This window comes from Pedobacter sp. (genome assembly GCF_965279535.1).
In the GTDB taxonomy this organism is placed as follows: domain Bacteria; phylum Bacteroidota; class Bacteroidia; order Sphingobacteriales; family Sphingobacteriaceae; genus Pedobacter.
In genome coordinates, this window is record NZ_OZ257244.1 from 3,815,928 (window position 1) to 3,839,702 (window position 23,775).

The following is a 23,775-nucleotide window of genomic DNA, read 5'->3' on the forward strand; positions in this document are numbered from 1 at the left end:
CGTTATGAATAAATATAAATTATTGCTAGGTTTTATCGCAGCGATAATAACTACAGCCATATTTTCTTGCAATAAAGATTTTGATAGGGTGATCGCTGATAAAGACAGCAAGGATACAACTTCCGTAAAATACGGACAGCGAAAGGTACTTTATCTCATTGTAGATGGTGCCAGAGGTGAATCTGTAGCAGCGGCCAATATTCCAAATCTTACAGCACTGCTGCCTACCTCTATTTACAGCTGGGTAGCCTTAAGCGATGAAAATTCTACTAAGGATGTGACCAATTGGGCAGATATGATTACAGGTGTGAAAAAAACCAAGCATTTTGTTTTAAATGACGAATTGAGTAATGCCAATTTACAAGGATTTCCACCCATATTCACCAGAATTAAAGAAAGCAATTCACAAATCAAGATCGCTGCTTATTCGCCATCTGCCATCTTCAAAAAACTCACAACCGGGACGGATATCAGTGAGACACTGGCTGACGATGAACAGGTGAAAACAGCCTTAATCAATAGCCTGAGCAAAGATACTGCTTCTTTAGTGTTGGGTCATTTTATGGATGTTGATAAAGCAGGAGCACAGTTTGGTTATGATAATTCATTTGCAAATTACAAATCGGCCATCGAGAAGTTTGACACCCAGGTAGGAGAGATTATGGCGGCGTTAAAGAAACGTCCGAATTATAATAACGAAAACTGGCTGGTTGTGGTTGCATCCAACGGAGGAGGAGCTTATACACTTCCGCCAAATACAGATGATCAGACGGTTTTTAGCAAACCTGTAGCCAACTCATTTATCATTTATCATACTGCCGGATACAAAAAGCGCATTATTGTTAAGCCTTTTACCGGTAACAGGTACCTGGGAAAAACGGTTAAACTTAAAGGCCAGGATATAAGAGCAGAAATTGAGGGACCGGATGCCGATGTATTTAACATTGATGATACCACGAAATTTACCATCGAGTTTAAGATCAAAAAGAATCAGGATATTTTCAATTGGCCCAGCGTTTTAGGTAAGCGTGGAGAATGGTCTAGCGGTCACCCTACTGTGGGCTGGGTAATTTACCTGGAAGACAAATACTGGTATTTTGAGTGGAGAGGTACTAAGGATGGTAATTACATTCAATGCAGAGGTGCTGATTTGGCTAAAGGCAGGTGGCAGAATGTATCTGTAAAGTGCGAAGTACGTGCAGGAAGAAGATACATCAGAACCTATACCGATGGCCTTTTCAATAATGAAGTAGACATTACTAACTCAGGATCATTAGCCAATTCAAACGCTTTAAAATTAGGCTATTTAAATGGTACCGGGCATGGAGAACCAGATGTTTACGTAACAGATATCCGTTTCTTTAAAACACCTGTTCCAGATGCTGTTATTCAGAATTATTCTTGCGAAACCTCCATTGATCAAGGGCATCCATACTACAATTTCTTAGTTGGATACTGGCCGGCAACCGATGGGAATGGCGATAGGATGGTCGATCTGGGGCCTCAGGCACGTGATTTTAAATTAAAAGGAGCATATGCATGGGAAAATTTCAACGATTTAATTTGCCCGCCTTCTGCAAGTACACTGGCCATTTTTGTGCCTCAAACATCAGATATCCCTGCACAAATTGTTAACTGGTTCAAAATTGCCAATAAACAAACCTGGAACTTAGATGGAAGAGTTTGGTTAGATCAATAAAACAATGTACAAATCATTTAAAACAGCATAAAATGAAAAGATTTTTAACCCTGTCATTAATAGGTTTAGCCATATTGATTGGCGCCTATTCATGTAAAGACTCGCAATTAGAGGAGATTACTAAACCGCAGCCGGAAACGAGGGGAATTACTGGCGAGGGAATTGTACTTGGAAGTGTAACTAAAGACAATGAGTTTGTTAAAGTACCTTTTAAAATAAGCTTAAGTGGTACAGCAACCGAAGCTTTTCAAGTGGGCTTAACCTTAAATAATGATACTGTAACCCAGTTGATCAATAATGGAACTTTAACCAATACCATTTTAATGCCTTCGGCTTCGGTAGAATATCCCAATGTTATCAACGTAGCCTATGGTACCGATACCGGAGAAGGGATAGCCACAATCAGATTGGCCACACTTGAGCGTTTCTTTAATCAAAAGCTGGCTTTTGCACTGAAATTATCTCAACCTGGAAAAGGGAATAAAGTGGTGCCTACCAAATCAAATATTTTGGTCGTAATTAACCCAGCCGATTTATTTAAAGCTACAGATATCCATTACCTTAGCTTAGCTGGCGGTGGAATTTATAATGTGGGTTTTGGTTCGAATTACAGTGTTGGCCCTGCAGGGGTAACCATCCCTTTGGTTGTCAATTTAGATAATCAGCCTTCTTCTGCATTTAATATCAACATTAAAGAAAACATAGACACCATTGCAACATTGGTGGGTTCGGGGGTACTTCCTGCCGATGCCATCCATTTGAAAGAGAATGAATATACCATCGATACTTTAATCAGATTTGGTACAGGAGCATCGAGCGCCATTGTGCGGCTCTCTATTCCATGGCCGGTTTTCGATGCAAACATTGCCGCAAACAAAAAGTTTGCCTTTGCCCTGAGTCTTGCTAAAAATACCAACCACGTATTACATCCAGCCAAAAGTAAGCTAATAGTGGTCGTAAATCCAAATGTTAACCTGGATAACAACTCCTATATTACTGGTAATGGTACGGGGTTAAGGGCCAAATATTACAGGGATAACCAATTGGCTGATTTTGACGGGCGTGCACCTACAAGAGAACGTATCGATGAAAGCATTAACTTCAGCGGTGATAGCTGGCCAGATGGGGCAGGCGTAAGCAGGGATAATTTTTCTGTAAAATGGACAGGTGAATTCTTAGCTCCGGTACGAGGCGACTATACTTTTTATCAGACCAGATGGGATGACGGATCACGTTTATTTATCAATGGTGTAGCAGTTATCGACGATTATACTACCCAGTGGGATAAGGATTATCGCAAATTCACCATTCGACTGGAACGTGGTGTAAAATATAAAATTGAGGCGCATCACCGTGAAAACGTAGGCGGGCAGCAAGCCTATCTCGAAATCGAAGTTCCAAATGTATTAAGTAAAAGGGTAATCCCTAAAAGTCAATTATTCCCGGCTCCATAAATAAGATTGATATGAAAGCAACATTTAAAAAAATATTTACAAGGTTATCCATTGTAGCTTTTATGGCATTGGCGATAGCAAGTTGCAAGAAAGATGATATAGCTGAGGTTGTTCAGGAACCAGAAGAACCTAAGCCTACAGCTGGTTTTGATTACACGATTCCTAACCCGGTCAAATTTTTAGAATATCAATTTACCGGAACATCTACGAATTATAAATCCTTGTTATGGCAGTTCGGTGATGACAGTACCTCTGTAGAGGTAAGTCCGAAGCATGTTTACCGCTTCCCCGGAACATACCATGTAATTTTAACCACGCGCAATGGTCAGGGATATTCAGCAAGTAAGGAAATTACATTGAAAATTGTAGACCCAACATTTGATGCTACCAAGGTTGGTGAAAATTACATGCGCACAATAGGAGGTACCTTTTCTGTAAATCTGGAAGCAGGTGCTGGCCCGAATTCAGCAGAAGGATCAAGTAAGCTGGTCGATGGAGATATCACAACGAAGTTTTTACAGGCTGGTTTTGACGGTACTCAAAGATGTACTTTCGAACTCAAAACCCCTCAGGTGGTTGGTGCCTACACCTTAACATCCGGAAATGACTTTGCTGACCGTGATCCAAAATACTGGATTCTTCAGGGATCACATGATGGTATTCAGTATACCGATCTGCATACCGTTACCTCAGCCCCCTGGGCCAATGAAAATTCGGGGGTAAGCAGAAGACAAACCAAAATATTCCACTTTGACAATTACATCGCCTATAAATTTTACAGGCTGTACATTAAGCAAAACAGAGGAAGTCGTGTATTTCAGCTTTCTGAATGGACGATTAATAAGAAACAACCTTAATATTAGTTGTTAGTTAGTGTTTATAGGAAATGCATGGAGCTTTATGCTTCATGTATTTTTTTATCTTCCGGCCTTTTAACACACATTTTAGTTACGAACAGTAATTTACAGGATATAATTTATACATTTAACTAAAACGTTTAACTAGTGGTAGCTCTTCCTAACTAAAATATATTTATACACACACAAATTATGAACAAATTCAAAAATCTCAAAACCTATGCACTGTTTGGGAGCATGTTGTTAAACAATATGTTGAATGCGCAGGAGAGAAAGGCTCCAGCCTATCCTTTAATTACCCACAACACCTATTTCAGTATCTGGTCTAACACCGATAAGCTAAATGAAAGTGCTACAGAACATTGGACAGGTGCCAAACAATCCCTTTTAGGTATGATCAATGTTGATGGTAGCATTTATCAGTTTTTAGGTAAAGAAACTGCAAGTTATAAAACAATTGTACCGAGTTCGGATGAGCGCGCCTATCAGGTTAAATATACTGAAACAGAACCACAGGGCGATTGGAAAGCTTTAAATTATAGTGCGAACGATTGGAAATCCGGATCAGCGCCAATAGGAGATGATGCGAAATCAGCTAAAACACTCTGGAAATCGCATGATATATGGGTAAGGAGAAATTTTACTGTTGCCAATCCGGCAAGTATAAATGAGTTGTTCTTAAAACTGAACCATGACGATAATATTGAGGTATTTCTAAACGGAAAGAAAATTTATACTAAGGAAGGTTGGACCAACGATTTTCAATACATTGCCCTGAACAATAATAAAACTGCATTGGTTGCAGGTGAAAATGTAATTGCGATCCATTTACTAAATACGGCAGGCGGACGTTTTCTTGATTTCGGATTAGTAGAAAAGGAAAAAAACAATGCTCAGAAAGTACAACTGGCTAAACAAAAAAGTGTCGATGTAAATGCCACACAAACCATATACAACTTCAGTTGCGGAAAGGTTGACCTTAAATTAACCTTTACTTCTCCATTATTAATGAACGATTTAGGGTTGCTGGCCAGGCCTGTTTCTTATGTATCATATCAGGTAAATGCTAACGATGATAAAACCCACCAGGTTAAAGTTTATTTAAGTGCTTCATCGAATATTGCCGTTTACAGGCCTTCACAACCTGTAGTATCGACAAAATATGCAACTCCTCAGTTATCAATTTTAAAAGTAGGCACAGTTGAGCAGCCGATATTAAAGAAAGCCTCTGACGATATGCGTATAGACTGGGGATATTTTTATGTGGCGGCTCCTAAAAATACCAATGCCATTCAGTTTGTAACACCAGAGAAAGATGCTGCAGATGCATTTAAAAAAGGAAATGCTGCCTCAACTGCAGCAAAGGGTAATATGCTGGCTTTAAATACCATTATCCCTTTCGGAACGGTAGGGAAAAAAGCGGTAGAAAAGTTCATTACTTTAGGTTATGATGAAATTTATTCTATCCAGTATTTCAATGAGAATTTAAGACCCTGGTGGAATACTTCAGGTAAAGAAACCATTGAAGGACAATTAACTGCTGCGGTTTCAGAATATAAATCAGTAATACAAAAATGCGAAGCTTTTAATAGAAATATGTATGCCGACGCGTTAAAATCTGGAGGTAAAGAATATGCAGATCTTTGCGTATTGGGATATCGTCAAAGTATTGCTGCACATACTTTAGTTAAGAGCCCGCAAAATGAAATCCTGTGGTTATCTAAAGAAAACAACAGTGGTGGTTTTATTAACACGGTTGATGTTACTTATCCCTCAGCGCCATTATACCTCATTTATAATCCAGCTTTGCTACAGGGTATGCTAAATGGTATTTTCTATTTTAGCGAAAGCGGAAAATATCCACACGATTGGGCTGCGCACGATTTGGGAACCTATCCATTAGCTAACGGACAAACCTACGGTGAACCGATGCCGGTAGAAGAATCTGGAAACATGATTATTCTTACTGCTGCTATTGCAAAAGCCCAGGGAAATGCCAGTTATGCCAAACTCCACTGGAAAACCTTAACCACCTGGGTAGATTATCTTACCCGCGAAGGTTTAGATCCGAAAACCCAACTGTGTACAGATGACTTTGCCGGGCATCTTGCCCGCAATGCTAATTTATCTGTAAAAGCTATTGTAGGTATTGCCTGCTATGCGCAAATGGCAGAAACTTTAGGTTATCAGGATATTGCCAAAAAATATCGGGCTATTGCAGAAAGTATGGTGCCAAAATGGATGGAAATGGCAGATGCCGGCGATCACTATGCACTCACTTTTGATAATAAAAATACCTGGAGTCAGAAATACAATTTGGTGTGGGATAAGGTGTTAAAGCTTAATTTGTTCCCTCAAAAGGTGTATGATACAGAGATCAAATATTACTTAAGCAAGCAAAACAAATATGGTTTACCATTAGACAGCAGAAAGGCTTACACTAAAAATGATTGGATTTTGTGGACCGCCACTTTCGCTGCAAATGATAAAGACTTCCAGGCACTTGTGCATCCTGTTTACAAGCATGCCATTGAAACAGAATCGAGGGTGCCATTGAATGATTTTTATGATTCTAATACCGGAATTCGTGATAATTTTAAAGCGAGGAGTGTTGTTGGAGGATTCTTTATGAAGATGTTTGAAAATAAGCTTTCAGCAAAATAAAATTTAATAATTAACGCAATCAGATTGGTCGTGGCATCTTGCTACGACCTTTTTTGTTTTTTAACCACCGACTGCACTTCACCTCTTAAATTGCCCGGTGCCCCTCCGTGTAAACCTCTTTTTCTCTGTGGTTAATTTTCTTTTTGTTTTACCACCGGGTGTACAGAGAAAGGCACAGCGTTAGGCGTTCATTTTTTACTGGTTAACCACCGACTGCACTGCACCTCTTAAATTGCTCGGTGCCCCTCCGTGTAAACCTCTTTTTCTCTGTGGTTAATTTTCTTTTTGTTTTACCACCGGGTGCACAGAGAAAGGCACAGCGTTAGGCGTTCATTTTTTTACTGGTTAACTACGAACACACAATACCTCTTAAATTGCCCGGTGTCCCTCGGTGTAAACCTCTTTTTCTCTGTGGTTAATTTTCTTTTTGTTTTACCACCGGGTGCACAGAGAAAGGCACAGCGTTAGGCGTTCATTTTTTTACTGGTTAACTACGAACACACAATACCTCTTAAATTGCCCGGTGTCCCTCGGTGTAAACCTCTTTTTCTCTGTGGTTAATTTCTTTTATTTTTTACCACCGGGTGTACAGAGAAAGGCACAGCGTTAGGCGTTCATTTTTTACTGGTTAACCACCGACTGCACTGCACCTCTTAAATTGCTCGGTGCCCCTCCGTGTAAACCTCTTTTTCTCTGTGGTTAATTTTCTTTTTGTTTTACCACCGGGTGCACAGAGAAAGGCACTGCATTAGTCGTTCATTTTTTACTGTTTAACCACCAATCCAGAGCATCCCTTAGATTGCTCGGTGCCCCTCGGTGTAAACCTCTTTTTCTCTGTGGTTAATTTTCTTTTTGTTTTACCACCGGTTGCACTGCATTAACTCAATTCAACGCTTTAAAAATCAAATTCCAGCTGATTATCCTGTGTTTTTTCTGTTACTGCATCATCATAAAACCGGGAAAGGGTTATGCCCAATAACCGAACACTGGCATGGCCAATTTCAGCCTCATTTAAAAGTTTAACTGCCTCAGCGTACATTACTTCCGCAGTATAGATTGGGGTGCTAAAAGAACGGCTTCTGGTAATGAGTTTAAAATCGGCAAATTTTATCTTTAAAGTAATGGTTTTACCTTTCAGTCCATATTTTTCTACGCGTTTAGCTACTGTTTCGCTAATCTGCTTCAGCAAATCGTGCATTACCGAATCATCATTGGTATCTTCAGCGAGCGTATCTTCAGCACCCACAGATTTAGTTTCCCGGTGTGCCTGAACAGGTCTATTGTCTATACCACGTACAATCTGGTAATAAAATTTGCCCGATTTCCCAAATTGAGCAAGTAGTTGAACTTCGGTCAGTTTCTTTAAGTCGGCACCAGTTGTAATTTGCATGGCCTTCATCTTTGCTGCCGTAACTTTACCCACACCAAAGAATTTTTCAACCGGAAGCTTTTCCATGAAAGACTCAATCCTGGAAGGGCCAATGAATGTTAAACCATCGGGCTTGTTCATGTCAGAAGCCACTTTAGCCACGAATTTATTGATGCTTACACCCGCAGAAGCGGTAAGGTTGAGTTCGTTTTTAATGGCATCCTTAATGGATTTTGCAATGTCAATAGCAGAACCAATTCCTAATTTATCTGCTGTTACGTCCAGGTAAGCTTCATCCAGTGACAAGGGTTCAATCAGATCGGTATACCGCCTAAAAATCTCCCTTATGGATTTAGATACTGCGGTGTAGGCATCAAAACGCGGGTATACAAAAATTGCAGTAGGGCAGAGTTGGTAAGCTTTGCTGCATGACATGGCCGATCGGATGCCGAATTGCCTGGCTTCATAACTGGCAGTAGCCACCACTCCGCGGCTATCCGGTTTGCCACCTACAACCAGCGGCTTGCCACGATATTCGGGAAAATCACGCTGCTCAACCGAGGCATAAAAAGCATCCATATCAATATGAATAATTTTCCTTAGAAGGGGTTGCGATTGATCCGTCATTGATGAGATAAAATTCGGCATTTTTTTGAGGATAATTAAGCAGGATTTCATTTCTTTACATCCAATGGAAAGAACAATCAGGTTTTATAAAAATGCTAAGCACGAATGGTATGCTGATATTCCTGAATGGAATGGAGATTTGTCAGATTTACAGATGATTGAAGGCGCTGACCAGCTTTTAGATTGGATTGCCGCGAGTGCTGATGAATGCAATGTTTATATGGCGGATACCCATTTTAAAAATGCCGAATTACTCACGCTGGTTTACGCCCGGGAAGAAAATTTAGGCGGCGGGGGGGATTATCTGTTGGAAACCTTTAATGGCACAATCAAGAACCACAAATTATGGCTTTGTGGGGTAACAGAATTTGTTTTTAATCAATTACCCCAAAGTATATATTTTAAACAAGTGCCATGAAAGGTTTAGTTTAAAAGATGATTAACCTTATTTAGTAGCGAATCCATTTCGAAAGGTTTCTCCATAAAGTCATTCGCACCTGCATCCAGGGCAGATTGCTTAATGTCTCTGCTTGCAGAAATCATCAGAATTGGAATTTCTTTGTAAGCAGGATCATTTTTGAGCTGTTTGCAAATATCTCTGCCATCATATCCACTCATCCAGATGTCGAGCAAAATTAAGTCGGGTTTATTTTTCACCGCATCTATAACTGCTCCACCGTCATATGTATACGCTACATCATAACCCATTACTTCCAAAATCATTGTTACGGCATCCACAATGCCCTCATCATCATCAGCAATGAGTATTTTTTTATTCTCCATTTCTTTGGTAAAGCTCTAAACCATATGCTGGTATGCAAAAAAAAATATAGCCGCAAATATGCTAATTTGCCTTTATCTATTAATAGTATAAGGGGGTATTTTGTTTTTATATACTGATTTTTTTTGCAAACAAAATAGTAGTAAGCACAACATCTGAATTAGATTTAAAGAAATACATCAAATATTTAGGATTATTATGCTTTATATTTACAGCACAATTTAAATTATTGGCTGATTTTTTATAATGGATAGCATTAATATAAAGAAACTAGCGGAAGCATTAAAGTTATCTACCTCTACCATTTCCAGGGCTTTTAGGGATAATAGCGATATCAATAGCGCTACAAAGGAACGTATTCTAGCTAAAGCCAAAGAATTAAACTATCAGCCCAATCACTACGCCAGCAACCTAAGAGAGCAAAAAAGTAAAACCATTGCTGTAATTGTTCCTGAGCTCGCCAACAATTATTTTTCGCAAGCCATTCATGGCATTGAACGAGTAGCCCGGGAAAATGGTTACCACATTTTGATTTACGTAACCGACGATGATTTTAAAAAAGAAGTTACGTTTATCCGGCATTTGCATAATGGCAGGGCAGATGGAATTGTGATGTCAGTTTCCGGAGAGGCCAATGATCACAATTACCTCAATAAATTTGGAAATAAAAGGTTGCCATTGGTTTTCTTCGACAGGATTTATGAAGATATAGAAACACCAAGGGTAATTACCAACGATTATAACAGCAGTTTCCTGGCTACTGAGCATTTAATTGATCAGGGTTGCACACGGATTGCCTATCTGGTGGTTAACAAAAGCTTATCTATCGGGAAAACAAGGATGCAAGGGTATATAGATGCCCTGGCCAAACACAACATTGCCTTTGATGAAAATTTAATTGTAGATTGTAGCAATAGCTATGAAGAAAATAGTGTGATTATAAAACAGGCATTGATAGATTTAAAGCCTGATGGGGTTTTTACTTCGGTAGAGCGTTTAGCATTTGCCACTTATTACGCTTGCTACGACTTGAAAATTAACATACCGGGTGATTTGAAGGTGATCAGTTTTTCAAGCCTGGAGATTGCCCCTTTGCTTAATCCTTCTCTTACCACCATTACCCAGCCGGCTACCGAGATAGGGGAGCAGGCTGCCAAATTATTGTTTACAATTCTCGATGGAAAGGCAGATAAAAACTTCCCGAATGAGGTGGTTTTACAATCTAAAATTATCGAAAGAAATTCCACCTCAAATGAGCCAAAATAGGGCCTCAAACCAGGCTGCATTTTAAGCTCAGAATTTTCAAAAAATTTCGTCACTTAGTGTAAAATACGCAGAATTTCGATTCATTTTCGGGAACGTTCCCGAAAATGAACCCGAATTTGAACTTATTTTTTCGGGAACGTTCCCGAAAAAAGATTGAAAAGATACTTAGTGTAAAAATTACACTTCTTATATGTTTTTTATGTTTTTAAATATCTGTTAATCTGGTAGTTAATTTATTTTGATAAAGCTATCTTGAATTTTTTATCCGCAAATTTTGTCGCAATTATAAGGTATTTTAAGCCTGAATTTTTAAAGAAAAATATATTTTTTAAATAAATTTTGAATTATCATTTCCTGCTGTAAATTAGAGCTATGTGTAAAACACTATAAATTTTAACCAAATTTTTATAATTAAATCAGCTAACAATATGAGAGTATTTTACCTGTTAAAACAGGGGCTTTTGGTGCTGCTTCTTTTCTCAGCATTCATGGTAAAAGCACAAACCGGATCAGTATCTGGAAAGGTGCTCGATGAGACAGGCCAACCCTTACCTGGTGCTTCTTTGATAGTGAAAGGAACAACCAGAAGTACATCAACAGATGCTAATGGTAATTTTAAACTTGCTGGCTTAGCAAATGGTTCCATAACTATCGCAGCAAGTTTCATCGGTTATCAAACTTTAGAAAAAGCCGTGAACGTTCCCGGAGCTGCAGCCCTTACCTTTCAGCTGGTGCCCGATGCTCAGAAACTCAATGAAGTAGTCGTAATCGGTTATGGTACTGCAGAAAAGAAAAACCTTACCGGATCTATCACTACAGTAGGTGCTAAAGATTTCCAAAAAGGAACCATTACCACACCCGAACAATTAATTCAGGGAAAAGTAGCAGGTGTTAATATCATTTCAAGCAGTGGCCAGCCAGGTGTTGGAAGTCAGATCCGTATTCGTGGTGGAGCTTCTTTAAATGCCAGCAACGACCCTTTAATTGTTATTGACGGGGTGCCATTCAGTGGAAAATCAATTGACAATGCACCGAGCCCTTTGTCACTGATCAATCCGAATGATATAGAGACCTTTACCGTATTAAAAGACGCCAATGCTACAGCCATTTACGGATCCAGAGCTTCTAATGGCGTAATCTTAATTACCACTAAAAAGGGTGGTTCCGGCGCTCCGGTAATTAATTTTAGTACCAATAATTCTATCGCAACCATTGCGAAAAAAGTGGATGTGCTTTCTGCAGATCAAATCCGGACTTTTGTAAATGCCAATCCAACTGCGGCCTACGATGTGGGCAAAACATTTGTTTCGCTTTTAGGAAAAGCAAATACTGACTGGCAGGATGAAATCTTTCAAAATGCTTTTGCGACTGATAATAACCTGAGTATTGCGGGTAAATTCCATGGGGTTCCTTATCGTGTATCTGCAGGTTACTTAGATCAGCAAGGTTTGTTAATAACCGATAGGTTTAACAGGGCTACAGGAGCCATTACGGTATCTCCAAGATTATTCACCGATCACTTAAAAATTGATTTAAGCCTGAAAGGGACATTAACCGAATCTCACTTTGCCAATGATAACAATAATGCCATTGCCAATGCGATCCAGTTTGATCCTACACAATCAGTTACCGCAAGTAACCAGTTCGGAAATTATTTCGAATGGTTAAGGGCTGATGGAACCTTAAATCCAAATGCACCAAGAAATCCGGTAGCACAGGTGATGCTGAGAGATAATAACGGAAACGCAGCAAGAAGTTTTGGTAACTTAAGGTTTGATTATTCTTTCCATTTTTTACCGGAATTACACGCTAACTTAAATTTAGGTTATGACGTTTCTAAGGGTTCAGGAAATATTTTTGTTCCGGCATTTGCCGCTACAAGCTTTTCAACTAACGGATCTGCCACTCAATCGCTCAATACATCCAATAATAAGGTATCAGAGTTTTATTTAAACTATGCCAAAGACGTGGCCAGCATCAGAAGTCGTTTTGATGTAACTGCGGGTTATGGTTACTACGACAACGCTAAAACAAACTATAGCTTTAACGAATACAGTGCAACAGGTGTACTAAGAACAACGCCTAAGTTTCCGTTCTCTGTTGATCGCAACAAATTATTGTCTTACTACGGAAGGTTGGTTTACACTTTAGCTGATAAATATATCCTTTCAGGAACCATGCGTGCAGACGCTTCATCAAGGTTCGCTGAGGAAAACCGTTGGGGCTATTTCCCTTCAGTTGGTTTTACCTGGAGAATTATTGGAGAGAACTTCCTGAAAGAAAGTAAAGCCGTTTCAGATTTAAAACTGAGGTTAAGCTACGGTGAAACAGGTAATAAAGATGGAGATACCGTGGGAGATTACAGTTATTTAGCTAAATATTATGCCAATAGTAATACCGGCCAATATCAGATAGGTGATACTTTTTACGACTATTATGCCCCTTCTGCCTATGATCCGGATTTAAGATGGGAAACTACAACAACCTATAATGCAGGTTTAGATTATGGTTTTTTCAAAGGAAGAATCTACGGTGCATTAGACGTTTACTATAAAAAAACAAAAGACTTATTGGCTACTGTAAACATTCCGGTAGGAACAAACTTCAACAATAATTTGATTACCAATGTAGGTAATATGGATGTAAGAGGAGCAGAGTTTAGCTTGAATTTTGCAGCTATCAAAACAGAAAACGTTTCATGGGATTTTGGTTTTAATGCCGCTTATAACAAGAGAAAGGTAACCAATTTAACCTTAAATCCAGATCCGGGAAGCAAGCAAGGTGCTGGGGATATTTCAGGTGGAACAGGGATTACCATTAAATACAATGCCGTAAATCAACTTCCGGGGGCCTTCTTTGTTTACAAGCAGGTATATGATGGTGCTGGAAAACCATTGGAAGGTGTATATGAAGATTCAAATGCTGATGGTGTGGTTAACTCAAGTGATCAGTATTTTTATAAGTCGCCAGACCCTAAAATTACCTTAGGATTCAACACGGCCTTCAGCTATAAAAAATGGACCATCAGTACGGTGATGAGAGCTAACTTAGGCAATTATGTTTATGATAACGTATCATCAAACTTTGGTATCAAAAACAATATTTTGAGTGCTGCGGGCTTAATTAATAATGCTGGCATAGATTTCCTAAACACCAACTTCACTACCAGTCAGTATTTAAGTGATTACTATGTTAAAAATGCTTCATTCTTGAAAATGGATAACCTTGGCCTTGCCTATGATGCCGGTAAGTTATTTAAAAATAGCAACACCAATTTAAGAATTACAGCCAATTGCCAGAATGTGTTTGTAATTTCTAACTATAAAGGGGTAGATCCTGAGTTAACAGATGGTATCGACTTCAAGTTATATCCTAGACCAAGGACATACACTTTAGGTTTAAATGTTGGTTTTTAATAAAGATAAAGAGAAATGAAAAATTCGTTTAAAATAATATTGGCAACCACAGGTTTATTACTTTCTTTAAATGCTTGTAAGAAAGATGCCTTAAATTTAAAGCCTACGAACGACGTAACTGCAGATGTGGTATATGCTACACCTGCCGGATACAAACAAGCGTTGGTGAAATTATACGCTACCTATTCACTAACAAGTCCAACAGGATCTGATAACAGTGATATTGGTGGCTTAAATGCAGGTTTTGCAGATTTCTTCAGGTTATTCTGGACTTCCCAGGAGCTGGTAACCGATGAAGCGATTTGCGCCTGGGGAGATACCGGTATTCCTGAATTAGATTACGCTACCTGGAATACAGATAACCAGTTTTTGAGAGGTTTATATTCTAAAAGCATCCTGCAAATTACCATTTGCAATGAGTTTCTTCGCGAAAGTACGCCGGAAAAACTAGCCAGCCGCAACATTACCGGAGCAGATGCAACAGCAATTCAGCGCTACCGTGCAGAAGCTCGCTTTTTAAGAGCATTCCAATACTGGGTTTTATTAGATGGTTTCGGAAATCCCCCTTTCGTAACAGAAGAGGATGCAATAGGCAAAACCAATCCTAAACAAATTCAACGTGCAGCATTATTTGCTTATGTAGAATCAGAATTAAAAGCTATTGAAGGTGATTTGGCTGATCCGCGAACCAACGATTATGGTCGTGCAGATAAAGGCGCAGACTGGTCATTATTAGCCCGGTTATACTTAAATGCTCAGGTTTATACCGGAACAGCAAAATATACCGAAGCCATTACTTATTCAACTAAGGTTATCAATGCAGGTTATTCATTAAAAGCCAATTACAAAGATTTATTTTTGGCCGATAATAACTTAAATAATACCGAAAACATCTTAACCATCAATTACGATGGTGTAAAAGGAACAAACTACGGTGGAACTACCTTTTTGGTTAATGCTGCAATTAATGCAGATATGAGCCCTGCATCATATGGAGTACCTTCAGGTGGCTGGGGTGGTAACAGAACCCGTCAGAATTTACCAGCATTATTTCCTGATCCTAATGGAACAGCCGATAAACGCGGTATATTTTTTGGTACAAAAAGTAATGTTGATGACATTGGTGTATTTACAGACGGGCTAAGGGTAACCAAATTTAAAAACGTTACCTCTGGAGGAGTTACACCAGCATCGTTAAACGGAACATTCAGCTCATTGGATTTTGCATTATTCCGCTTAGCAGAGCAATACTTAATTTATGGTGAAGCCGTAATGCGTGGGGGTTCGGGTGGTAGTACTGCACAAGCACTTACCTATGTGAATAACCTGCGTCGCCGTGCTTATGGCAATAACAGTGGAGATGTAAGCACTTTATCAGTAGATTTCTTTTTAGACGAGCGTGCCCGTGAACTGTATTGGGAAGCACATCGCCGTACCGATTTAATTCGCTACGGCAAATTTACTGGCTCAACTTATTTATGGCCATTCAAAGGTGGCGTTAAAGCAGGGGCAAGTTTACCAGCTTACCGTAACTTATATCCAATTCCAACGGCAGATTTAATTGCTAATCCGAATTTGGTTCAAAACACAGGTTATTAATCTTAATATTCTATAAAGATGAAATCAATATTCTTTAAATCCTTAGCCCTTAGCTTTATCGCGCTATCGCTATGGTCATGCAAAAAAGACGAAACCCGTGCCGTAGCCAATGCTGGTACCGGAGGTTCTTTAAAAAGTTCGGCTACCTCGGTAGTTTTGGATAAGAGCATGCTCACTACCAATGTAATTACATTTACTTTAACCAATGCTAACTTCGGTTATCAGGCAGCTGTAACCAATACTTTACAACTGTCGCCTAAAGGGGCAAACTTTGCAGCAGATAAAACTAAAGAAGTAATTATAGATGCGAATGTAACCACTAAAAGTTACAACGGATTGGATTTTAATAATTTACTGCTTTCTTTAAACTTATCTACTGCTGTAAATTCTGATGTAGAAATCAGGGTAAAGGCAGCGATCTCTAATGCGGTAGCTCCGGTTTACAGTAATGTTGTTTCTATAAGTGCAAAGCCATTCCCTTTAACTTCATGGGTATATGTTCCGGGGGCATATCAGGGATGGAATCCGGCAACAGCCGATAGCCTGGTTTCTATTACCGGAAATGGTATTTATACCGGAATTATTAAGTTCGATGGTGGTAACTTTAAGGTTACTACTGCTAAGAAATGGGATGTAGCCTACGGCGATGCCGGAGGTGGTAAACTCAGCACTTCGGGTGGAGATATCAGTTCTGTTTCAGCAGGTTTTAAACTCCTTACTGTAGACCTTAATGCAAATGTCTACACCATTGCCAATGCAGATTACTGGTCAATTATTGGTAATGCAATTCCCGGAAGTAACTGGTCTGTTGATACCGACCTTAGTCCGGTAAATGATGGCAAAAATACATGGATTGGAACAGTTGCTTTAACACCTGGTGCCTTTAAATTCAGAAGAAATCACGATTGGGGAACCAATATTGGTGATAATGGTGGAGACATCAACGTTACCGTTGCGGGTACCTATAAGCTAACTTTAACACTTAATGCCGACGGTAAAACAGGTAGTTATACCATGGTCAAAATTTAATTATTAACTAACTTAATATTCCCCGTAGCGCGTTCTGCGCTGCGGGTTTTCTCCTCTTCAAAGTTTTGCATAATGAAATCGTCCCTCAATAATATACCCAATCACCACAATAATGCGCAAATCCTGATGAAAAAAGTAATATTAGTGTTGGCTGTTTTTCTGGCCTGTAATACTGCATTTGCCCAAAAATTAGAACGTATTGAACCCATGTTTTGGTTTACCGGAATGCATAACCCTAAGTTGCAGTTGCTTGTACATGGAGAAAATATCGCCAGTACAACAGTTTCTTTAGCTTATCCCGGCGTAAAGCTGCTGAAGGTGAATAAGGTTGAAAATCCTAATTATTTATTTCTCGATCTGGTACTTTCTCCTGCCGTAAAACCGGGAACGTTCCCGATTAATTTTTCCATTCAGGGTAAAAAAATATTTTCATATGCTTACGATTTAAAGAACCGGGATAAAAACGCCAACCGGATTCAGGGGGTAACTACTAAAGACTTTATTTACCTGTTAATGCCCGATCGCTTTGCTAATGGCGATCAGAGCAATGATGTTGTGAAGGGTCTGGCAGAAACTGCACTTAATCGCGATAGTATGTACTATCGTCATGGAGGGGATATTCAAGGGGTAATGAATCACCTGGATTATCTAAAAGATCTTGGTATTACTACAGTCTGGATGACACCCGAATTGGAAAATAATATGCCACAGGCATCCTATCATGGTTATGCCGTAACTGATCACTATAAAATAGATCCACGTTACGGAAGCAATGCGCTTTATAAAAAATATGTAGAAACTGCGCATGCAAAAGGCATGAAGGTAATTAAAGACATTGTGCACAACCACATTGGCACCGGGCATTGGTTTTATAAAGATTTACCCATGAAAAACTGGTTAAATCAATGGTCAAAATATACCCAAACCAATTACCGCGACCAGACGGTAATGGATCCCCATGCTTCTGCAGCAGATCGGAAACAAATGCTCGACGGATGGTTTGTGCCTTCTATGCCAGATTTAAACCAAACCAATCCCTACGTTCAGAATTACCTCACTCAAAACCACATTTGGTGGATTGAATATGCTGGTATCGATGGCTTGCGTTTAGATACTTATCCATATAATGATCCTGCTTACATGGCCGATTGGGCTTTGAAATTACAAGCGGAGTTTCCAAAACTTACCGTTTTCGGAGAAACATTAGTAAGTGCAGCAGCGAATCAGGCATTTTTTACAGGAGGCAATACCGTTAACAGGGGATTTGATACCCACTTACAGGGAATAACAGATGCTGTGTTAAAAGATGCTATTTATGAAGGATTGAACGGAAAAAACGGCTGGGTAGATGGAATTAACCGCTTATATGCAACCCTGGCGCACGATTTTCTTTATAAAAATCCGAATGCCAACTGCATTTTCCTGGATAATCACGATATGAGTCGCTTTTACTCAGTGGTGAATGAAGATTTTGATAAGTATAAAATGGGGATGGCCATTTTGCTAACCATGAGGGGAATTCCTCAAATGTATTATGGTACAGAGATTTTAATGAAAAACTTCTCCAATCCGGATGGGTTGGTACGTGCCGACTTTTCCGGTGGATGGGAAAGTGATAAAAAAGACAAGTTCATCGCCAATGGCAGAACAGAGAAAGAGAATGAAGCGTTCAATTTCGTGAGAACCCTGGCCAGTTTCCGCAAAAGCAATGCCGCACTCCAAACTGGAAAGTTAATGCAGTTTGTTCCGCAAGATGATATTTATGTGTACTTCCGCTACAACAATACCGCTAAAGGAAGTGTTATGGTAGTCGTGAATAACACAGATAAGGAGAAAACCTTGTCTACAGAAAGATTTGCAGAGCGTACAAGTGGCATAACAACTGTAAAAAATATTATCACAGGAGAGCATAGCGCTTTTAAGACTATTAAAGTACCTGCAAAAACAACTCTGGTTTTAGAACTGAATTAAACGATATTATAAAAATATGCAAGAGACACTCCGTAGCGGCATTCAAGCCTGCCTTTTTGATTTAGATGGGGTATTAGTAGATACTGCAGTTTACCATTACAAAGCCTGGAAAAGATTAGCCAATACCATGGGTTTTGATTTCACTGAAGCACAAAACGAACAGTTAAAAGGGGTGAGCAGGGTAGAAAGCCTGAATAAGATTTTAGCCTGGGGGAAAGTAGAGAAATCGGAAGCTGAACGTGAAGAGCTGGCGGCTTTAAAAAACGGCTGGTATGTAGAAATGATCAATAAAATGACACCTGCAGAAGTACTACCGGGAACAGTTGACTTCTTAACAGCTATACACCAGGCGGGCTACAAATTAGCCTTGGGCTCTGCCAGTAAAAATTCTGCAACCATTTTAGAGAAAACCAATCTTGCTCACTTTTTCGATGAAATTGTTGATGGGAATAGTGTAACCAAATCAAAACCAGATCCAGAAGTATTTCTCAAAGGAGCAGAACTTTTGGGGTTCAAGCCCAATGAATGTGTGGTTTTTGAAGATGCCGTAGCAGGAGTAGAAGCCGCAAAAAGAGGCGGGATGAAGGCCATCGGAATTGGAGAAAAAAGTGTACTTACTGATGCAGATTTAGTAGTAAGCGGGCTGGATAAATTGAGTGTTGAAGATTTAAAAGGATTGTAATCATCCTCCCGGCCTCGCAATTACGAAAGCGAAAAGAAAAAGAATACAGAAGAATGATCAGGTTAGTCTTGATTCCTGATACTAACAACTTGATACTAAAAAATGAAGAACTATATAAAAGCGGATGAGTGGAACATCATCGAAGAGGGCTTTGATCCACATTTAAATAAGATTTCAGAAAGTATTTTCAGTTTAGGTAATGGCCGGATGGGGCAAAGAGCCAATTTTGAAGAAACTTATTCGGGCGAAACCCTACCAGGGAATTATGTTGCCGGAGTTTATTATCCAGACAAGACCAGAGTAGGCTGGTGGAAAAACGGCTATCCGGAATATTTTGCAAAAGTACTTAATGCTGCCAACTGGATTGGTATTGAAGTAAAAGTCGATGATGAAATATTAGATTTGGCAAAGGCTGAAGTAAAAGATTTCAAGCGTGTCTTAAATATGCGTGAGGGCTATTTGGAGCGTACTTTTACTGCTGTACTTAACAATGGCAAAAGCGTAGCCGTAAAATCTACCCGCTTCTGCAGCATTGCCGATGATGAGGTGGGGGCAATTCGTTACAGCATTACACCGCTAAACTTTGATGGTCAGATTAGCTTAATGCCTTTCATTGATGGTGATGTTAAAAACCAGGACAGCAACTACGATGAGAAATTCTGGGATAAAGTGTCAGATGAAATCATTGACAATGAGGCTTACATCCAACTGAGAACCAAAAAAACAGCTTTTGAAGTATGTACGGGAAGTGCTGTTGAGGTATATCAGGGAAGCGAAAAGCTTAGTTTAACATTTGAACCGGTTTACCGGGACAAGTTTGTCGGCCAGTCTACTGTGGTTGCAACTAAAGCAAATATTGAAATTACCATTGTTAAGCTTGCAGCAAACCTGTCTTCCGAAAACCATCCCAAAGAATCACTGCAACAAGAAACCAAAGTGGTTATTGAAAATGCAGTTGCGAAAGGATTTGATACTTTACTTAAAGAACAAGCAGCAGCATGGGCACATAAATGGGAGGAAAGCGACATCGTGATTGAAGGGGATGTGTCTGCTCAGCAAGCTATCCGTTTCAATATTTATCAGCTTTTTCAAACCTATACTGGTAAAGACGATCGCCTAAATATTGGTCCCAAAGGCTTTACCGGTGAAAAATATGGTGGCTCTACCTATTGGGATACGGAAGCTTATTGCGTTCCTTTTTACCTGGCTACAGCTCCTCAGGAAGTAAGCAAAAACCTGTTAATTTATCGCCACAAGCAACTGGGTAAGGCAATAGAAAATGCAGCTAAGCTCGGTTTTAAAGATGGAGCTGCGCTTTATCCGATGGTAACCATGAACGGTGAAGAATGCCATAACGAATGGGAAATTACCTTTGAGGAAATTCACCGGAATGGCGCCATTGCCTTCGCAATTTTCAACTACATCCGTTACACAGGTGATGAAGATTACTTAATTCAATATGGATTAGAGGTATTAATTGGTATAGCCCGTTTCTGGAAACAGCGTGTAAACTGGAGCAACGATAAGCAACAATATGTGATGCTTGGCGTAACTGGTCCGAATGAATATGAAAACAATGTAAACAATAACTGGTATACCAATATTTTGGCAACCTGGTGTATGAAGTATGCTACTGAAGCTGCACAAACTGTAAAAGCAAAAGCTCAGGAGCAATATAACAGCTTATTAAAATCGCTCAACTTTAAGGATCAGGAATTCGCAGACTGGGCTGATATTATCGCGAAAATGTATTATCCGGCAGATGCCGAAAGAGGCATTTTTCTGCAGCAGGACGGTTATTTAGATAAGGAACAAATCTTAGTAAAAGATCTTCCGGCCAGTGAACGTCCAATTAACCAAAAATGGAGCTGGGATAGGATTTTACGTTCCTGCTTCATTAAGCAGGCCGATGTGCTTCAAGGTTTATATTTCTTTGAAGAAGATTACGATCTGGATACTTTAAGAAGAAACTTCGATTTTTATGAACCTCGTACCGTTCATGAGAGTTCGTTATCACCTTGTGTACACAGTATTTTAGCTGCGAGGCTCAATGATGAAGCACGTGCTTATGAGTTTTACCTCAGAACTGCCCGCTTAGACTTAGACGACTATAACAACGACACAGAAGATGGTTTGCACATTACTTCTATGGCAGGAACCTGGATGAGTGTAGTGGAAGGATTTGCAGGTATGCGTGTACGCGGGGGCAAATTGCAGTTCAATCCGTTCTTACCAGGTAAATGGAAATCTTTCTCCTTTACAATTGGCTTTAGAGGCGCTACCTTAAAAGTTAACATCACCGAGAATGGTATTAATATCAAAAATCATAATGATGTAACACTTGAAATAGGTATCAGAAATCAGATTTATACATTGGCCGGAAATGCCGAAATTGAGGTTAACAACGCAGAATTGGTATGATAATGGTAAGAGGTTCAAAGATTAAAGATAAGGGGTTTATTAACCCGGATGGAAAGTATCAGATTACACAGGTGGCTGCTCAAAATTGTATTTTTGAGCAGCTTCGGCTTAGTTTTTTGATACTTTTCTGTGTCTTTTTTACTTTGTCATTATCATCCTGTGCACAAAAAAAGTCTGTAGTAATGAACGATAAAAAAATCGTGATCTATCAACTATTGCCCCGTTTATTCGGGAATAAAAACACTGCAAATATCCCTTACGGTACCATCGAGCAGAATGGCTGCGGTAAGTTTAATGATATCAGCGATAAAGCTTTAGATGGGTTAAAAGAACTCCATGTAAATTATGTATGGTATACCGGAGCATTGGCGCATGCCAGCTTGACCAATTACACTGCTTACGGCATTAAAGTAGATGATGCCGATGTGGTAAAAGGAAGAGCAGGCTCACCTTATGCCATTCGCGATTATTATGATGTTAACCCTGATTTAGCGGTTGACGTGAAAAACCGGATGCAGGAATTTGAAAATTTAGTTAAGCGTACCCATGCAAAGCAGCTAAAAGTAATTATTGATTTTGTTCCTAACCATGTGGCCAGAAGTTATCACTCTTACGCTAAACCAGAGAATGTAATCGATTTTGGTGCCCAGGATGATGTATCTAAAGGTTTTAGTCCGAAAAACGATTTCTACTACACGCCCAAACAGGCATTTGTAGTACCTAATGCACCAAATAATACCCCAATTGCAACTTTGCAGGATGGGAAGTTTGAAGAAAACCCAGCGAAGGCTACAGGTAATAATGTTTTTTCGCCAACACCAAAATACGACGATTGGTACGAAACCATAAAGTTAAACTATGGCGTGGATTACCAAAATGGAGAGAAACAATATTTCGATCCTATCCCCCCGGTTTGGTTAAAAATGAAGGATATTCTCATTTACTGGACTAAAAAAGGTGTGGATGGTTTTCGTTGCGACATGGCCGAAATGGTACCTATTGCGTTTTGGAATTGGGTAATTCCGCAGGTGAAGCAGGTTAACCCCGATTTAATTTTTTTGGGTGAAGCTTATAATCCAAAGGTTTACAAACAATATTTGGCCGAAGGGAAATTTGATTATTTGTACGATAAAGTTGGACTTTACGATGGTTTGAAAAGATTGATTAAAAACGAATCCAATGCAGATGTGAAAGATATTCGTCAGGTATGGCAGGTAGAAAGTGCTGGTTTTGGCAATCACATGTTACGTTTTTTAGAAAACCACGATGAAGAACGTATCGCATCTGCAGGGTTTGCAGGGAACGCAGAACTGGCTCTGCCAGCCATGGTGGTTTCAGCAACGCTGGGTTCGGGACCGGTAATGTTGTATTTCGGACAGGAAGTTGGTGAGCCTGGAAAAGGAACTGAAGGTTTTGGAGGAGATGATAACCGCACTTCTATTTTTGATTATTGGGGTGTTCCGGAGCATCAGAAATGGATGAATGGTGGTGCATTTGATGGTGGCAAGCTAAATGATGATCAGCTAAAACTTAGAACTTTCTATAAACAATTATTAAAAATTGTTGCGCAAAGCGATGCCATAGCCGAAGGTGAGCTAACTGAAGTGCCGCAAACCGGTAACATGAACAACCGGATGTATGCCTTTATCAGATCCTCAGCAAAACAACGGTTATTGGTGGTTGCCAATTTCGATCGTATAAATACTTTAGAAGCGAACATCGAAATACCAGATAATATCCTGAAATTAAAGTCTTCATCGCCAGTTACAGATTTATTAACAGATAGAAAATTAAATATCCCGGCAGGAACCAGCATCCCGGTAAGACTCGGGCCAGTTTCGGCACAGGTAATAGAATTTTAGAAAAGACAAATCGCAGAAAGCAAAGATGCAAGAGAGAGGCTTTGTGTATTTTATGATAAACGCTGTGCGTTCTGGGAT

At 39.5% G+C, this 23,775-nt stretch carries 15 protein-coding genes; 13 read left to right on the plus strand and 2 right to left on the minus strand.

Features of this window, described 5'->3' with window-relative positions; all coding sequences use genetic code 11:
- Window positions 1–4: 4 nt before the first annotated feature.
- The 4 genes from ACQY77_RS15520 (at window position 5) to ACQY77_RS15535 (ending at window position 6,674) form a co-directional block, all read left to right on the plus strand.
- Window positions 5–1,699 (plus strand): alkaline phosphatase family protein, encoded by a 1,695-nt coding sequence (locus ACQY77_RS15520; RefSeq protein WP_421941248.1) that lies wholly within the window; start codon window positions 5–7, stop codon window positions 1,697–1,699.
- 32 nt (window positions 1,700–1,731) lie between these two features.
- Window positions 1,732–3,153, plus strand: a complete 1,422-nt coding sequence (locus tag ACQY77_RS15525) for a PA14 domain-containing protein (RefSeq protein WP_421941247.1) — start codon at window positions 1,732–1,734, stop codon at window positions 3,151–3,153.
- A gap of 11 nt (window positions 3,154–3,164) precedes the next feature.
- Window positions 3,165–4,010 (plus strand): PKD domain-containing protein, encoded by an 846-nt coding sequence (locus ACQY77_RS15530; RefSeq protein WP_421941246.1) that lies wholly within the window; start codon window positions 3,165–3,167, stop codon window positions 4,008–4,010.
- 192 nt (window positions 4,011–4,202) lie between these two features.
- Complete coding sequence (locus ACQY77_RS15535; RefSeq protein ID WP_421941245.1) at window positions 4,203–6,674, plus strand: glutaminase domain-containing protein; 2,472 nt, start codon at window positions 4,203–4,205, stop codon at window positions 6,672–6,674.
- Between the two features lie 895 nt (window positions 6,675–7,569).
- On the opposite strand, the gene dinB is transcribed toward ACQY77_RS15535, so the two are convergent.
- Entirely contained in the window at window positions 7,570–8,670 is a 1,101-nt protein-coding gene (gene dinB / locus ACQY77_RS15540) for a DNA polymerase IV (RefSeq protein ID WP_421942374.1), read from the minus strand.
- A 64-nt stretch (window positions 8,671–8,734) separates the two neighbouring features.
- On the opposite strand from dinB, the gene ACQY77_RS15545 reads away from it, so the two are divergent.
- Window positions 8,735–9,088: a DUF6717 family protein gene (locus ACQY77_RS15545; protein WP_421941244.1), complete on the plus strand. Its 354-nt coding sequence runs from the start codon at window positions 8,735–8,737 to the stop codon at window positions 9,086–9,088.
- Between the two features lie 5 nt (window positions 9,089–9,093).
- Here ACQY77_RS15545 and ACQY77_RS15550 read toward each other — a convergent pair whose 3' ends face one another.
- A complete protein-coding gene (locus ACQY77_RS15550) occupies window positions 9,094–9,453 on the minus strand; it encodes a response regulator (protein ID WP_421941243.1) in 360 nt (119 codons plus the stop codon).
- 244 nt (window positions 9,454–9,697) lie between these two features.
- On the opposite strand from ACQY77_RS15550, the gene ACQY77_RS15555 reads away from it, so the two are divergent.
- The 8 genes from ACQY77_RS15555 to ACQY77_RS15590 all read left to right on the plus strand — a co-directional run bounded on the left by ACQY77_RS15555 (window position 9,698) and on the right by ACQY77_RS15590 (window position 23,697).
- Entirely contained in the window at window positions 9,698–10,717 is a 1,020-nt protein-coding gene (locus tag ACQY77_RS15555) for a LacI family DNA-binding transcriptional regulator (RefSeq protein ID WP_421941242.1), read from the plus strand.
- A 428-nt stretch (window positions 10,718–11,145) separates the two neighbouring features.
- Entirely contained in the window at window positions 11,146–14,133 is a 2,988-nt protein-coding gene (locus ACQY77_RS15560) for a SusC/RagA family TonB-linked outer membrane protein (protein WP_421941241.1), read from the plus strand.
- Between the two features lie 15 nt (window positions 14,134–14,148).
- Entirely contained in the window at window positions 14,149–15,732 is a 1,584-nt protein-coding gene (locus tag ACQY77_RS15565) for a RagB/SusD family nutrient uptake outer membrane protein (RefSeq protein WP_421941240.1), read from the plus strand.
- Window positions 15,733–15,750: 18 nt separating this feature from the next.
- Window positions 15,751–16,761, plus strand: coding sequence for a SusE domain-containing protein (locus tag ACQY77_RS15570; RefSeq protein ID WP_421941239.1), 1,011 nt, complete (start codon window positions 15,751–15,753; stop codon window positions 16,759–16,761).
- Between the two features lie 126 nt (window positions 16,762–16,887).
- Window positions 16,888–18,732, plus strand: coding sequence for a glycoside hydrolase family 13 protein (locus ACQY77_RS15575; RefSeq protein WP_421941238.1), 1,845 nt, complete (start codon window positions 16,888–16,890; stop codon window positions 18,730–18,732).
- A gap of 16 nt (window positions 18,733–18,748) precedes the next feature.
- A complete protein-coding gene (gene pgmB, locus ACQY77_RS15580; RefSeq protein ID WP_421941237.1) occupies window positions 18,749–19,414 on the plus strand; it encodes a beta-phosphoglucomutase in 666 nt (221 codons plus the stop codon).
- Window positions 19,415–19,516: 102 nt separating this feature from the next.
- Window positions 19,517–21,835, plus strand: a complete 2,319-nt coding sequence (locus tag ACQY77_RS15585) for a glycoside hydrolase family 65 protein (protein ID WP_421941236.1) — start codon at window positions 19,517–19,519, stop codon at window positions 21,833–21,835.
- A gap of 182 nt (window positions 21,836–22,017) precedes the next feature.
- Window positions 22,018–23,697 carry an alpha-amylase family protein gene (locus tag ACQY77_RS15590; protein WP_421941235.1) on the plus strand — a complete coding sequence of 560 codons (1,680 nt, stop codon included), beginning with the start codon at window positions 22,018–22,020 and terminating at the stop codon, window positions 23,695–23,697.
- The last annotated feature ends 78 nt before the right edge of the window (window positions 23,698–23,775 follow it).